This is a genomic window from Chloroflexus sp. (assembly GCF_034431535.1).
GTDB lineage: Bacteria > Chloroflexota > Chloroflexia > Chloroflexales > Chloroflexaceae > Chloroflexus.
This window is the reverse complement of the sequence record NZ_DAOUDC010000047.1, coordinates 1-12,379: the sequence shown is the minus strand read 5'-3', so window position 1 is coordinate 12,379 and position 12,379 is coordinate 1. Positions and strand designations below refer to the sequence as shown.

The 12,379-nt window shown below is 60.1% G+C and carries 10 protein-coding genes and 1 pseudogene; 6 read left to right on the top strand and 5 right to left on the bottom strand.

Annotation, left to right across the window (positions count from 1 at the left end; all coding sequences use genetic code 11):
- The 3 genes and pseudogenes from U9R61_RS11095 to U9R61_RS11085 form a co-directional block, all read right to left on the bottom strand.
- Positions 1–229 (bottom strand): annotated as a pseudogene (locus U9R61_RS11095) (hypothetical protein); the annotation flags it as partial.
- Between the two features lie 37 nt (positions 230–266).
- The gene (locus U9R61_RS11090) at positions 267–1,535 is read right to left on the bottom strand and encodes a glycosyltransferase family 4 protein (RefSeq protein ID WP_322488880.1); all 1,269 of its coding nucleotides are present in this window, start codon (positions 1,533–1,535) and stop codon (positions 267–269) included.
- A gap of 112 nt (positions 1,536–1,647) precedes the next feature.
- Positions 1,648–2,499 (bottom strand): class I SAM-dependent methyltransferase, encoded by an 852-nt coding sequence (locus U9R61_RS11085; protein WP_322488879.1) that lies wholly within the window; start codon positions 2,497–2,499, stop codon positions 1,648–1,650.
- A 348-nt stretch (positions 2,500–2,847) separates the two neighbouring features.
- On the opposite strand from U9R61_RS11085, the gene hemN reads away from it, so the two are divergent.
- The 3 genes from hemN to U9R61_RS11070 all read left to right on the top strand — a co-directional run bounded on the left by hemN (position 2,848) and on the right by U9R61_RS11070 (position 6,774).
- Positions 2,848–4,221 carry an oxygen-independent coproporphyrinogen III oxidase gene (hemN, locus tag U9R61_RS11080; protein WP_322488878.1) on the top strand — a complete coding sequence of 458 codons (1,374 nt, stop codon included), beginning with the start codon at positions 2,848–2,850 and terminating at the stop codon, positions 4,219–4,221.
- A 12-nt stretch (positions 4,222–4,233) separates the two neighbouring features.
- On the top strand, positions 4,234–5,658 hold the full coding sequence (gene hemG / locus U9R61_RS11075; protein WP_322488877.1) for a protoporphyrinogen oxidase: 1,425 nt from the start codon (positions 4,234–4,236) through the stop codon (positions 5,656–5,658).
- Positions 5,659–5,844: 186 nt separating this feature from the next.
- The gene (locus U9R61_RS11070; protein ID WP_322488876.1) at positions 5,845–6,774 is read left to right on the top strand and encodes an ADP-ribosylglycohydrolase family protein; all 930 of its coding nucleotides are present in this window, start codon (positions 5,845–5,847) and stop codon (positions 6,772–6,774) included.
- A 27-nt stretch (positions 6,775–6,801) separates the two neighbouring features.
- On the opposite strand, the gene U9R61_RS11065 is transcribed toward U9R61_RS11070, so the two are convergent.
- Together U9R61_RS11065 and U9R61_RS11060 are read right to left on the bottom strand one after the other, a co-directional pair.
- Positions 6,802–7,959 (bottom strand): MGDG synthase family glycosyltransferase, encoded by a 1,158-nt coding sequence (locus U9R61_RS11065; RefSeq protein WP_322488875.1) that lies wholly within the window; start codon positions 7,957–7,959, stop codon positions 6,802–6,804.
- A gap of 7 nt (positions 7,960–7,966) precedes the next feature.
- Positions 7,967–9,106, bottom strand: coding sequence for an MGDG synthase family glycosyltransferase (locus U9R61_RS11060; protein WP_322488874.1), 1,140 nt, complete (start codon positions 9,104–9,106; stop codon positions 7,967–7,969).
- 296 nt (positions 9,107–9,402) lie between these two features.
- Here U9R61_RS11060 and pyrR point away from each other — a divergent pair, with 296 nt between their 5' ends.
- From pyrR to U9R61_RS11045, 3 genes are read left to right on the top strand one after another with little or no spacing between them, the layout of a single operon-like run.
- Positions 9,403–9,951, top strand: coding sequence for a bifunctional pyr operon transcriptional regulator/uracil phosphoribosyltransferase PyrR (pyrR, locus tag U9R61_RS11055; RefSeq protein ID WP_322488873.1), 549 nt, complete (start codon positions 9,403–9,405; stop codon positions 9,949–9,951).
- On the top strand, positions 9,944–10,870 hold the full coding sequence (locus tag U9R61_RS11050) for an aspartate carbamoyltransferase catalytic subunit (protein WP_322488872.1): 927 nt from the start codon (positions 9,944–9,946) through the stop codon (positions 10,868–10,870). The genes pyrR and U9R61_RS11050 overlap by 8 nt, the downstream gene beginning before the upstream one ends.
- A 10-nt stretch (positions 10,871–10,880) precedes the next feature.
- Positions 10,881–12,341, top strand: coding sequence for a dihydroorotase (locus U9R61_RS11045; protein ID WP_322488871.1), 1,461 nt, complete (start codon positions 10,881–10,883; stop codon positions 12,339–12,341).
- Positions 12,342–12,379: the final 38 nt, after the last annotated feature.

Sequence of the window (12,379 nt, the reverse complement as noted above, 5' to 3'; positions counted from 1 at the left end):
AGCTATCGGCGGTGGTGAAATCGGCGACAAACCGTGGGCCGGCGGCCAAGCCGGCGGGCACGGTCGGGTTCGGGCCGACGGTCGGCGCCGGTGGTTCGGGTGGATACTGCAAAATCGGGCCACCCTCTTCGGCTTGACCGGGACGGAGAGTAACGAGCAGGGCAACAACTACGGCAATCGTGACCGCAGCGATCGCGATGAAAGGCGTAAGTTTCATATGTCGGGCCATTCACATTCCTCCTTACATCACTATCCAACATAGGCGATCATTGGCCGATTGCTATCGGTGCCGGCAGTGGTCCACCACGCAGCGCGGCGTGGTAGGTCTGCGCAAGATCGGCAGCAATCCGCTGTGACGTGAATTGACGGGACAAAGCAACCGCTCGCGCACTATACGCACGCCATGTTGTCGGGTCGTGAAGCAAGGCGGCGATGGCCGTACCAATTGCCGGACCAGAACGCGGTTCGACCACCATACCGGCTTGGGCTGCCGCCACATACGCACTCGCGCCGGTCGTGCGGGTAACGACCGGCGGTGTTCCGGCGGCACAGGCTTCAATCACAACCCGACTGAACGACTCGGCCACCGAGGGCACCACCGCCACATCAGCGGCAGCCAAATAGGTCAGCGCTTCGTGGTGGGGAATAGCCCCGGTCAACACCACGTCGGCTGCCGCCCCCAATTCGGCAGCGCGACGGCGCAACAATGCACCATAATCACCGAAGCGTGGTGTCGAACGGTTCGGGCCAACGATCACAATCTGAGGGGCCAACCCTGCCGCACGCAGGGTCGGGATTGCCTCAACCAGAAAGGCGATGCCCTTGAACGGATGCAACCGATTGAGGCTCAGAATAATCGGGCGGTGCGGATCGAGCTGATGACGAGCGACCACCGCCGCCCGACTACGACTCCGAAATTCAGCAAGCGATACATCGGGCGGTGGAAAGCTATCGACCGTAATGTTATACGGGATGGCGGTTACCTTCGTTGGTGGAGCGCCACGTGCAATCGCCAATTCTCGAATCTGGGGCGCATCGGCACGGATCACCAAGGCGCGGCGAAAAACAAGGGGCAAGATCGCGCGCACGGCCGGAAAACGGGCATAGCCGTAATCGTACTCCGGCTCGGCCATCACATCGGCACCGGGCAGGGTAACCGCTAAGGGCGGGGAGTGGCGAGGGGCCACTACCGCAGCAAAACCCAGGGGGAAAGCTGTCTCGATGTGGCAGAGATCAAACGGGGGAGCGGTAGCAAAGAACTGCCGTAACCCAGCGATAGCGGCTGCGAGATAGGGATAGGGAAAGATCGTAGCTAACGTGCGGTTTGCGAACCGTATCGGCAAGGTACCACCTGATGGCAACCGATGAACGACGATCCCATCTTCGACAGTACGAGAGGGGGAACGCCGATCGGTGGCGAAACTCAGCACCTCCGCATCAATCCCCATCGAGCGCCACGCAAGAATAATCTCGGTATGAATACGGTTACCCATTGCCGCCTGATCATAGCGCGGCAAGATATATAGAAGGCGCATGCTAGATCCCATGATTGAATATACCGTGCCATGATGAAGACGCTGATCGGCATCATTTTGTTCCCGATGGCACGCAAATCTGATTGGCGCATTCTACCATGCTCACCCCTCATCAGGAAACGTGCGTAGTTGAGTCAGGCTTGCGTAGGGTAAACATAACATAGAGCGGATCGGTACGATCAAACCACTCTTCAAGCGGATGAACAATCCAGGCCAACAACAAATCTTTCAGGATAAAGGTGCGCCAAAAGCGGGTTAACTTCGTCTCGTGATAACGCCAATTGAGGATTGAGCGACCAAACCCACGCAGCGGACTGATCTGCAATCCAGCGGGTTGGACATACACCCGTTGAATATCCGCATCGTTGTAGAAGCGAAAAAACGAACCGGGCTTTCCCTCTTGGACGAAAGCGTTGCGGGCCACCCGCTTGAAGCGTCGAATCCCCTCGAAGAAGCCGGTACGCTCACCGCTGGTATACGGAATAGTAATCACGGCAATACCATTTGGGGCTAACACCCGGCCAATTTCACGACCAACCGCCTCATCATCAGGGATATGTTCGAGAGTCGAGACGGCAGCGATCCGGGCCACCGAATCGGATCGAAACGGCATCGCCGCAGCGCTGGCAACAATCGGAAAAAACCGGCCATCGCCGGGGCGCGCCGTTGCCGCACGTTTGGCCTGCTGCCACCGCACCCGATCCGGATCAAGCTCAAGCACCACCACATCTACCCCTTCTTTGGCCAACATATGGGGAAACGAGGAGGTACCCGATCCAATATCAACGACCAAGTCACCACGACGAACATCGAGTGCCTTGGTCGCCCACGGATATTCGATCAATCGCCAGAGGCTAAAATCGTTAACGGTCCGGCGCAGAATTCGCCAACCGTTGAGCGCTACTTCGTAAGCAATACAGCGCAACGCGCTCAGCCTAATCGGTCGATGTTGCGAACGGTTCATACCCAATACCACTTCATCCACGATACCGCGAGATGCGGCGTCTCAGTATAGCATGAGAATTGCGGTAAAATGCAGACCGACAGCAGACAACGAAAAAAATTAGTCATTGATGGTTACGCTTTCGCAACTCTTGCAACAAGACAAACCATCGTAGACCGCATTGGTATGGGCTAAACCGACTTTTAACAGGTAGCAGCAACTATGTACTCAAATCATCAAATGATTGACTATCATGCTACAATCAGAGTCGATCATGCGTCTTTGGGAAAGCTATGGGTTTGGTTTTTGCTTTCTTGTCCACGTAGTTTGCAAACGAAACTACAGAATTAGCCGGCAAGAGGGGTTGTTATGACTGTTGAGATCACCCGCGCAACGATCGATCGCTACAACCGTCCCGGCCCACGCTACACCAGCTACCCGACTGTCCCACATTGGAACGCCCAATTCACTGCCGATGACTATCTGGCGGCGCTGCGCGACGTGGCAGCCACCGCCGATCCGATCAGCGTGTATGTGCATCTGCCCTTCTGCGCTGAACGGTGCGCGTACTGCGGCTGCAACGCTACCTCGACCAAACGGGCCGACGTGGTTGATCATTATCTCGATCGGCTCGAACGCGAACTGGCAATGGTGACAGCCGCGCTCGGCACGGGGCGCAAGGTGGTGCAATTGCATTGGGGCGGCGGCACGCCCAATTTTTTGAACGAAGCGCAGTCGCGCCGTTTGATGGGCCTGCTGCGGGCCGCCTTTACCGTTGAGCCCGAGGCGGAAGTGGCGCTGGAAGTCGATCCGCGTATCGGCAGCCGCGAGCAAGTCTTCCTCTTTCGCGAGCTGGGGTTCAACCGGATCAGTTTCGGGGTGCAAGATATTGCCCACGATGTGCAAGTCGCGATCGGGCGGATTCAGCCGCTCAGTCAGACCGAGACGGTGGTGCTGGCGGCGCGCGATGCCGGCTTTGCCAGTGTGAATATCGATCTGGTCTACGGCCTGCCGTACCAGACGCCGGCCAGCTTTGCGGCGACGTTGCAAGCGATGATTGATCTGCGGCCTGACCGGATTGCCTGCTTTAGCTACGCGCACCTGCCGCAGGCGCGCCCGAACCAGAAGCGGGTCGATGCGCGCCAGTTGCCGACCGGCTACGACAAGTTCCAGCTCTTCTTGCAAGCCATTGACGCTTTCACCGCCGTGGGGTATGAATGGATCGGGATGGATCACTTTGCGCTAGCCGATGATGAATTGGCGGTCGCAGCGCGCGAGCGGCGGTTGCAGCGCAACTTTATGGGATATACGGTACTGCCTGCGCCGCACCAGATCGGCTTCGGCATGAGCGCGATCGGTGATTTGGCCGGGCGCTATGCCCAAAATGATGCGCACCTTGGTCACTACCAGCGTGCAATCGACGCCGGAAAGTTACCGATCACGCGCGGGATGCGGCTGAGTGACGATGATCTGATACGGCGGAAGGCAATCATGCATCTGATGTGCAACCTTGAGGTGCCATTCGATCTAGCATTGCCGCCGCACGGGCAACGGCTCGGCGAGGCGTTTGCCGCTGAGATCGAACGGATCGCGGCCTACGCCGACGACGGGTTGGTTGAGGTGGAACCGCGCCGCTTGCGCGTCACCGAGCGCGGACGGTTCTTTGTGCGGAATCTGGCGATGGAATTGGATCGCTATCTGCAACAGGCGACAGAACGGCCGATCTTTTCGAGCACGGTATGAGGAGCAACGCGTATGATGGCAGCATACGACAGTGTCGTGATCGGGGGCGGCATCGGCGGGTTGGCGGCAGCCTACACGCTGTACAAACGAGGGTACCGGGTGCTGGTGATCGAAGCGGGCAATCGGGTTGGCGGCGTGATCCACAGTGTCACCACGCCGGAAGGCTTCACGCTCGATTGCGGACCAAACACGCTGGGCACGAAAGACGTGCGGTTGTGGCAAGAGTTGATCGACCTTGGCTTGCGCGAGCGGATCACGCCGGCAACGCGCCATGGCAAGCGGCGGTTTATCTTGATCAACGGCAAGCCGGTTGAGATCCCCAGCTCGCCGGTCAGTTTGGTAACAACGCCGCTGCTCTCGTGGCAAGGCAAGCTGCGCGTGCTCGCCGAACCATTCGTCAAGAATGAACCAGCCAGCACCGAAGAGAGCGTGGCCGCCTTCTTCAACCGCCGGATCGGCCCCGAAGCCACGACACACCTGCTCGACCCATTTGTAGCCGGCGTGTATGCAGGCGATCCCAACCAACTATCAATCGCGGCGGTCTTCCCCTCGCTGTGGGAAGCGGCTCAACGCGGCGGCAGCATTGTGCGCGGCATGCTCAAGCAACCCAAGCAAAAACCGACGGTGAGCGAACCAAAGATGCGCAGCCGCACCTTCAGCTTCCGGGCCGGCTTGGCCGAATGGCCGCGCGCGTTGGCCCGCGCCCTCGGCACCGGCAATGTCTGGACGGGGCGGAAAGCGGTTGGTTTACGCAATCACGGCGGTTACTGGGAAATAACGGTTGATGGTTCGGGCGAGATTGAGACGATCACCGCGCGCAGCGTGATCATCGCCACGCCGGCCTATGCCGCCGCCGATCTGGTAGAATCGCTCGATACCGGCGTCGCCAGCGCATTGCGGAACATTCCGTATGCGCCGGTGGCCGTGGTTCACCTTGGCTTCCGCCGCGACCAGCTCTCACGCGAGCTGAACGGGTTTGGCGTACTGGCCCCGTCAAGCGAACGGCGGCAGTTCCTCGGCATTCTGTGGGCCTCCAGCCTCTTCCCGCACGTTGCGCCGGCTGATCGGGCGCTGACGATTACGCTGGCGGGCGGCGCGATCCGGCCCGAATTGGCCGAGCAGAGCGAGGAGGCGCTGATCGAGTCGGCCATCCGCGACAACCAGCAGGTGCTAGGCATCAGCGGCCAACCGCTGCTGACTCACGTCACGCGCTGGCGCTACGCGATCCCACAGTACACCTTCGGCCATCGCGAACGGATGGCCGCAATCGAGCGGCTCGAACAGCGCTGGCCAACGTTGCAGTTGACCGGCAGCTACCGCGGCGGCGTCGGCGTACCCAAGACGTGGGCCACCGGCGTGCAGGCCGGCGAGCGGGTGGCAGCCGCGCTCGACGCGCAGGGCGCAACGACCGCCACCTTCGAGCAGGCACGCGGGTAAAGAGCAAGCGAGGCAGGGGTATGGAGTGCGGCTGTATAACTGCCGCACTCCATCGTTACGACGGCAGTTGCCGCACGCTCTGGTAACAATTCCGCTGCACCAACAACGATCCCTCCCTTTTGCCTCACCAATGCAGTACAATACCAACGTTCACTGCCATAAGACTCAGCTTATAGGAGAGGGAGAATGGACAGACATGACCGCATCGCAGGCGGGTTATACGGCCTCTTGATCGGCGATGCGCTAGGGGTGCCATACGAATTCCACCCGCCCAACGCGCTGCCACCACCCGAACAGATTGACATGCAGCCGCCGGTTAACTTCCCGCGCAGCCACCCCACTGTCCCGCCGGGAACGTGGTCAGATGACGGGGCCTTGGCCTTGGCATTGCTTGATTCACTGCTCACGTGTGACCGGCTTGATCTCACAGACTTTACGCTCAAGATACGAAAGTGGTATGAAGAGGGCGCGTATACCCCTGACGGCATCGTCTTCGATGCGGGTATGCAAACGGTCAAAGCCATTCAAGCGTTGCAGCGAGGCTTGCCGCCGTACCGATCAGGGCCGGCGGGCGAATACGACAATGGCAACGGTTCGCTCATGCGGGTATTGCCGCTCGCACTCTGGCACACTGGCGACGATCGGGCGCTGGTGGCTGATGCGCACATGCAATCATTACCAACCCATGGCCATCTGCGGGCGCAAATCTGCTGCGCGTTGTACTGCTTGTGGTCACGCTACGAATTGGTTGGCGACAACGATGCGTGGGTCACGGCGACACACCGGCTGCGCGACATCTACGGCAACGGTCAAGCGCGGATCGAGCTGGAAACGCATATCCAGCCCGACGCCCCGGCGCCGGGAGCAGGCAAAGGCTACGTGGTTGACACGCTACGCTCGGCGCGGTGGGCAGTAGCGCAAGGCCACACCTATGAACACGTTGTACGGGCAGCGATTAGGCTAGGGCACGACACCGACACCACGGCGTGCGTCGCCGGCGGGATTGCCGGCATCCGCTATGGGATCAGCGGCATCCCTGAAGGCTGGCGACACCAACTGCGCGGGCAGGAATTGGTGGAAACATTATTGGCGCGATTATGGCAACACCACAGGTAGGGAGAACGTATGCGTTCTCCCTGTCTGTTACCCGTGCCGGGTTGGCGTTTTCGGCTGCAAACTCAATTGCTGATGGATGACGCGGGCAATCTGCATAGCGCCATCACGGGGCACGGCATGCTTAAGCCGCTCGACCGTCGCCGCATAGAGGGCCGGGTCTTTGAGATTGCTGATCGCGGCGACAATCCGCTCGTTGGTGGGGCAGAAAAAGCCCAATTCGTAATTCAGCACAAAATCAATGTTACCGTGCTCTTGAATGCCGACTGCCTCGGTCACGATCACCGGCTTGCGCATCACCAACGCCTCCATCAGCGTACCGGGGCCGGCTTTCGTCACCACCATATCACTCGCCGCCATCAGCTCTTCCATATTGTTGACAAAACCAAACAGATGGGTATGGGGCAAGCGCGGCCCCCGGCGCAGCTCTTCATAGAGGGCGCGGTTCTTGCCGGTGACGACGAGCAACTGCTTATCAGGCATCTGCTGTTCGAGCGTTTGCACCAGCTCACCGAGCCGGCCCGACCCGACGCCGCCGGCGGTCAACAAGACGGTGAAGCGATCGGGATCAAACCCCAAAGCGCGACGCACGGTCGGCGCATCACGGTTCTCGGCGGCAAACTTGGGATGCACCGGAAAGCCGCAACGCTGCAACTGGCTCGGCTTCATACCGCGCTTGTGCATCAAACGGTACGCCTCATCGGTTGGAGTGAGAGCCAGATCAACGCCGGGATAGCTCCACGACGCATGCAGCGTCACGAGATCAGTCACGACGGTCACAACCCGAAACGCATTATGCCGGCGCCGCCGGGCCGCACAGACGAGGCGATGCACCAGCGGATGGGTGACAACCACCAGCCGCGGGCGGCTTTCGGCCAGCAGGCGTTCGAGATTCTGGCGGGCAATCAGATAGACCACTCGCGAGAGAAAACCAACGGTTGAGCGCGAATTGGTCAGTTGAAACGAGAAATTGTACAGTTTCAGCCAGCGAGTCGAAAGCTGGTCATAGAGACCGGGAGCGCTGCGCACGCCGGGCACATTTGTAGCTTGCAACAGATCTTCGATGGCCCACGTAATACTCCCGCCCGACAACTGTTCGAGCGCCGCGCTAATCGCTACCGCTGCGCTGCGGTGGCCGCCGCCGGTATCAGAAATAGCAAACAGCACATCAATCGGCTGCCGATTCATAGCGGTCTCAATCATAACGATGTTGTTCTAGATCAGCGATGACCTTCTCGGCAATTTCAAGCGCAGCATGTGGCCGGGCCGCCGCCTGCGCGCACCGGCGCATTTCCAGCAACATGGTGGGATGGTTGAGCAGATTGAGCACCGCCCGCGGCGTCGATTCGCACATTCGCAATTGGATGCCGCTGCCGGTGCTGACCACATAATCGGCATTCCATTCCTCGTGGCCGGGGATGGGGTCAATAATCACCATAGGCGTTCCCCGCGCCATCACCTCGCTGATAATCAGGCCGCCCGCTTTGGTAATTACCAAATCGCTTGCCGTAATCAGATCATCAACGTAATCGATAAAACCAAGCACACGCAGATCGATATTCGGGGTCGAGATAAAATCGCTGAGCGACTCAACCAGCGTGGTATTGCGGCCAGCCACAACCATGAGGGTTGCCTTGAGGTCACTTTGCATCAAGCCGCTCACGATTTGGCGCACGTGATCATCATCAACCCCGCCGCCGAACAAGGTGACCACCGTGCCATCTAGCGGCAAATCACGCCGCATGCGGGCCATCCGGCAATCGTTGGGCTGGGCAAACTGCGGATCGATCGGGATCCCGCTCACCACAATCTGTTGCGGGCTAATGCTGCGCTCGATCAATTGGGTGCGCGTTTGCTCATCACCCACAAAATAGCCATCAATTTCGGTGTATGTCCAGAAGGTATGAGCCGCATAATCGGTAATCACGCAATAGATCGGCTCAACGAGGCGCGCGCTGCGTTTATAGCCGACGAGCAGCTCCATCGGCAAGAAGTGAGTGCAGATAATCACTTCCGGTTGAAACGCGCGCAGCACCTCTTTGAGACCGTTGGTGCCGATGCTCTCAACCAGTTTGCGAATATTGTTGGTAATTTCAGCCAGATTCGGATCAGCGTTGGTCTGGGTATAAAAATACCCCCACACCAGCGGCGCCCGATCGGTCAATTCAAGGTACGAGCGCGCATACGCGAGACGGAACAGGCGCGAGGTGTGATCGAGCACATCCTCAACCCGCACCTCTCCCGGCTGGCGACGGCTAAACGCAGCGGCCAACGCTTCGGCTGCGCGTTTGTGGCCGGTACCAACCGATGCGTGCAAAATCAAGACTCGCGGCATAACAGAATCTCCGGCGAGGCGCCATCTCGGCGCGCAAGTAGTTGCTCACTTGACGGTATGGTACCATGTTTCGCCGTTATGTGTGGCGAGGCGCCACACCGTTTGTTGACACCCCTGTCGGGGTATGGTACGATGCAACGGCCTTTAATACAGCCCCGTGAGGCTGTAAAGGAGCATAGGATAGATGAACCAGAACCCGACCCGGCCTGAAATGCCGTTATCCCTTTGCCCCGCTGCGGCGGGCAAGGGTTTTTTTGTTTGCGCAGCCCGCCGGATGCGGCAGTGCGGAGGAAAGCATGAGCAACGAGAAACAGATTCTGTCAGCCGACGAGATTCGGAGAGCGCTGGTACGAATCGCCCACGAGATTGACGAGCGCAACGGTGGCCTGCGCGACGTGGTGATTGTGGGCATTCGCAGTCGCGGTGTGCCGCTGGCTGAACGGCTCGCCGCCGCGATCGCCGACTTTGACGGCACGCGCGTGCCGGTCGGCCAACTCGATATTACGCTCTACCGCGACGATTTGAAGCTGCGTGGCCCGGCAGCGCGCGTGCGTAAGACCGATCTGCCGATCGACATTACCGGCAAGACAGTGGTGCTAGTAGATGACGTGCTCTTTACCGGACGCACAGTGCGGGCCGCGCTCGATGCGATTGCCGATCTAGGCCGCCCAGCTCGGATTCAACTGGCCGTACTGATCGACCGCGGCCACCGCGAATTGCCCATCCGGGCCGACTTCGTCGGCAAAAACGTGCCAACCTCGCTTTCAGAGCGGGTGATGGTGCGTCTGCGCGAAACCGACGGGGTTGATGAAGTTGTGATTCAGCGAGGTGCAAGCAATGAGTGAACTGCGCCGCCACGCGATCGATCTCGATGACTTTAGCGCCGCCGAGATCGAAGAGATTTTAGAGACTGCCGAAAGCATGCGCGAAGTGCTTGGGCGCGAGATCAAGCAAGTGCCGGTGCTGCGCGGCAAAACCGTCGTCAATATGTTCTTTGAAGAGAGCACCCGCACGCGCATCTCGTTCGAGCTCGCCGCGCGCGCCTTATCAGCCAACGTCGTCACGTTCACCGCCCGGGGCAGCAGCGTTGAAAAAGGCGAGTCACTGGTTGACACCGTGCGAACACTACAGGCGCTCGGCGCTGACATTATCGTCATGCGGCACAGCCAATCGGGCGCACCCTATTTAGTGGCGCGCCATTTTCGCGGCTCGCTGATCAACGCTGGCGATGGACGCCACGCCCATCCGACCCAAGCATTGCTTGATCTGTACACGATGCGCAGCCGGCTCGGCCAGATCCGCGATCTCAACGTCGTGATCGTCGGTGATGTGCTGCACAGCCGGGTGGCGCGCTCGAACTTGTGGGGCTTAACCCGGCTCGGCGCGCGGGTAACGCTCTGCGGCCCGCCAACGCTGATCGGGCCGGCTGCGTTTTGGACGGCGACGTGGCCCACAATCCGGGTCGTCCACGAGCTCGATCCACTGCTGCCGGAAGCGAATGTGGTGATGGCACTGCGCTTGCAGAAGGAGCGGATGCAAAGCGGGTTGTTGCCGGCGCTGCGCGAATACACGCGAGTCTATGGTCTGACCGCCGAACGGCTGACACGCCTGCCTAAGCACGCGATCGTGATGCATCCCGGCCCGATGAATGAAGGCATCGAAATCTTTCCTGAAGTCGCCACGGCCTCGCCGGCAGCGATTGAAGAACAAGTCACTAACGGCGTCGCCGTGCGCATGGCGCTACTCTACCGAATGGCCGGTTAAGGGGGATACAATGCGGTATCTAATCAAAAATGGCACGATCATCGATCCAGCTAACCGAGTGGCGACGATCGGCGATATTCTGGTTACGAACGGCAAAGTGGAGCGTTTATACGATCTCGCCGACTTGCACAGCGAACGCGAGCCGATCGGGCCGGATGTGGAAGTGATTAATGCGCGCGGTTGCGTAGTAGCGCCGGGGTTTACCGACCTCCACACCCATCTCCGCCAACCGGGTGAAGAGCACAAAGAGACGATCGCTAGCGCCAGCGCCGCCGCAGCGGTCGGAGGGTTCACCACGCTCTGTGCGCGCCCAACCACACGCCCCACGCCCGACAATGCCGCCGCGATCCGGCAGTTGCGCGAATTGGCCGACAGTTACGGCAGCGTGCGGATCGATCTGATCGGCGCGCTGACGCTGGGCAACGAGGGGCGCGTATTGAGTGAGATGCGTGAACTGGCGGAAGCCGGCTGCATTGCTTTCAGTGATGGCGGGCGCACGATTGCCGATGCGACCCTGATGCGCAATGCGATGGCCTACGCGGCAGCTTTAGGCTTGCCGGTCATGGTGAGTTGTCAAGATCCGCAGCTCGCTGCCGGCGGCGTCGCACATGAGGGTGCGGTGAGCATTCGCTTAGGGCTGCCCGGCATTCCCGCTGCCGCTGAAGAGGCGATCGTTGCCCGCGACATTGCGCTAGCGGAAGCGACCGGCGCCCATCTACACATCAGCCGGGTCAGCACCGCCGGCAGCGTGGCGCTGATCCGCGCTGCCCGCGCGCGTGGCGTGCGGGTAACTGCCGAAGTCACGCCGCACCACCTCACCTTAACCGATCGCTGGCTGCTCGGCTGGCTGGAAGAGCGCAACGAAATTGAGACGGGCCGGCCCGGCGCGCATCCCGATCTCAGCCTGCCGTCGTGGCTTAATCCGGCCCTACTGCCGCCATACGATAGTTCGACCCGCGTCGAACCGCCGCTACGCAATATCGAACATGTTGAGGCGTTGGTTGAAGGGTTGCGCGATGGCGTGATTGATGCAATTGCCGTTGACCATGCGCCGCATGCGCTGGTCGATCGCGATTGTGAATACGGCATCGCGCCACCCGGCATGAGTGGGCTAGAGACGGCGTTGGCATTGGCGCTGACCCTCGTCCACCGTGGCGAACTCGATATCGTCAACCTGATCGCCAAACTTACCGAAGGCCCGGCCCAAGTCATCAACCGCTCGCCAGCCAACCTGCGCCCCGGCGCGACGGCTGACATCGTGATCTTCGATCCGGAACGCAGTTGGGTGGTTGACCCAGACCTGTTTGTGTCGCGGGGCAGAAACACGCCTCTGCGCGGCCAGCGCCTGAAAGGGCAGGTCATGTTGACGATGGCCGCCGGCAAGATCGTCTTCCGCCGCGACGATTTTGGCCGGCAAGCGCAGGCCGCGCCGCAACCTTCACGGCTGGAAGGGATTTTGGGCACGGAATAGCCTCATCCGTAACGATAGACTCCCGCGCGGGGCGATTT

Bases quoted from the DNA above. Each gene is read 5' to 3' on its own strand.
- U9R61_RS11090 (WP_322488880.1), bottom strand. From the start codon at position 1,535: ATGCGCCTTCTATATATCTTGCCGCGCTATGATCAGGCGGCAATGGGT.
- U9R61_RS11085 (WP_322488879.1), bottom strand. From the start codon at position 2,499: ATGAACCGTTCGCAACATCGACCGATTAGGCTGAGCGCGTTGCGCTGT.
- hemN (WP_322488878.1), top strand. From the start codon at position 2,848: ATGACTGTTGAGATCACCCGCGCAACGATCGATCGCTACAACCGTCCC.
- hemG (WP_322488877.1), top strand. From the start codon at position 4,234: ATGATGGCAGCATACGACAGTGTCGTGATCGGGGGCGGCATCGGCGGG.
- U9R61_RS11070 (WP_322488876.1), top strand. From the start codon at position 5,845: ATGGACAGACATGACCGCATCGCAGGCGGGTTATACGGCCTCTTGATC.
- U9R61_RS11065 (WP_322488875.1), bottom strand. From the start codon at position 7,959: ATGAATCGGCAGCCGATTGATGTGCTGTTTGCTATTTCTGATACCGGC.
- U9R61_RS11060 (WP_322488874.1), bottom strand. From the start codon at position 9,106: ATGCCGCGAGTCTTGATTTTGCACGCATCGGTTGGTACCGGCCACAAA.
- pyrR (WP_322488873.1), top strand. From the start codon at position 9,403: ATGAGCAACGAGAAACAGATTCTGTCAGCCGACGAGATTCGGAGAGCG.
- U9R61_RS11050 (WP_322488872.1), top strand. From the start codon at position 9,944: ATGAGTGAACTGCGCCGCCACGCGATCGATCTCGATGACTTTAGCGCC.
- U9R61_RS11045 (WP_322488871.1), top strand. From the start codon at position 10,881: ATGCGGTATCTAATCAAAAATGGCACGATCATCGATCCAGCTAACCGA.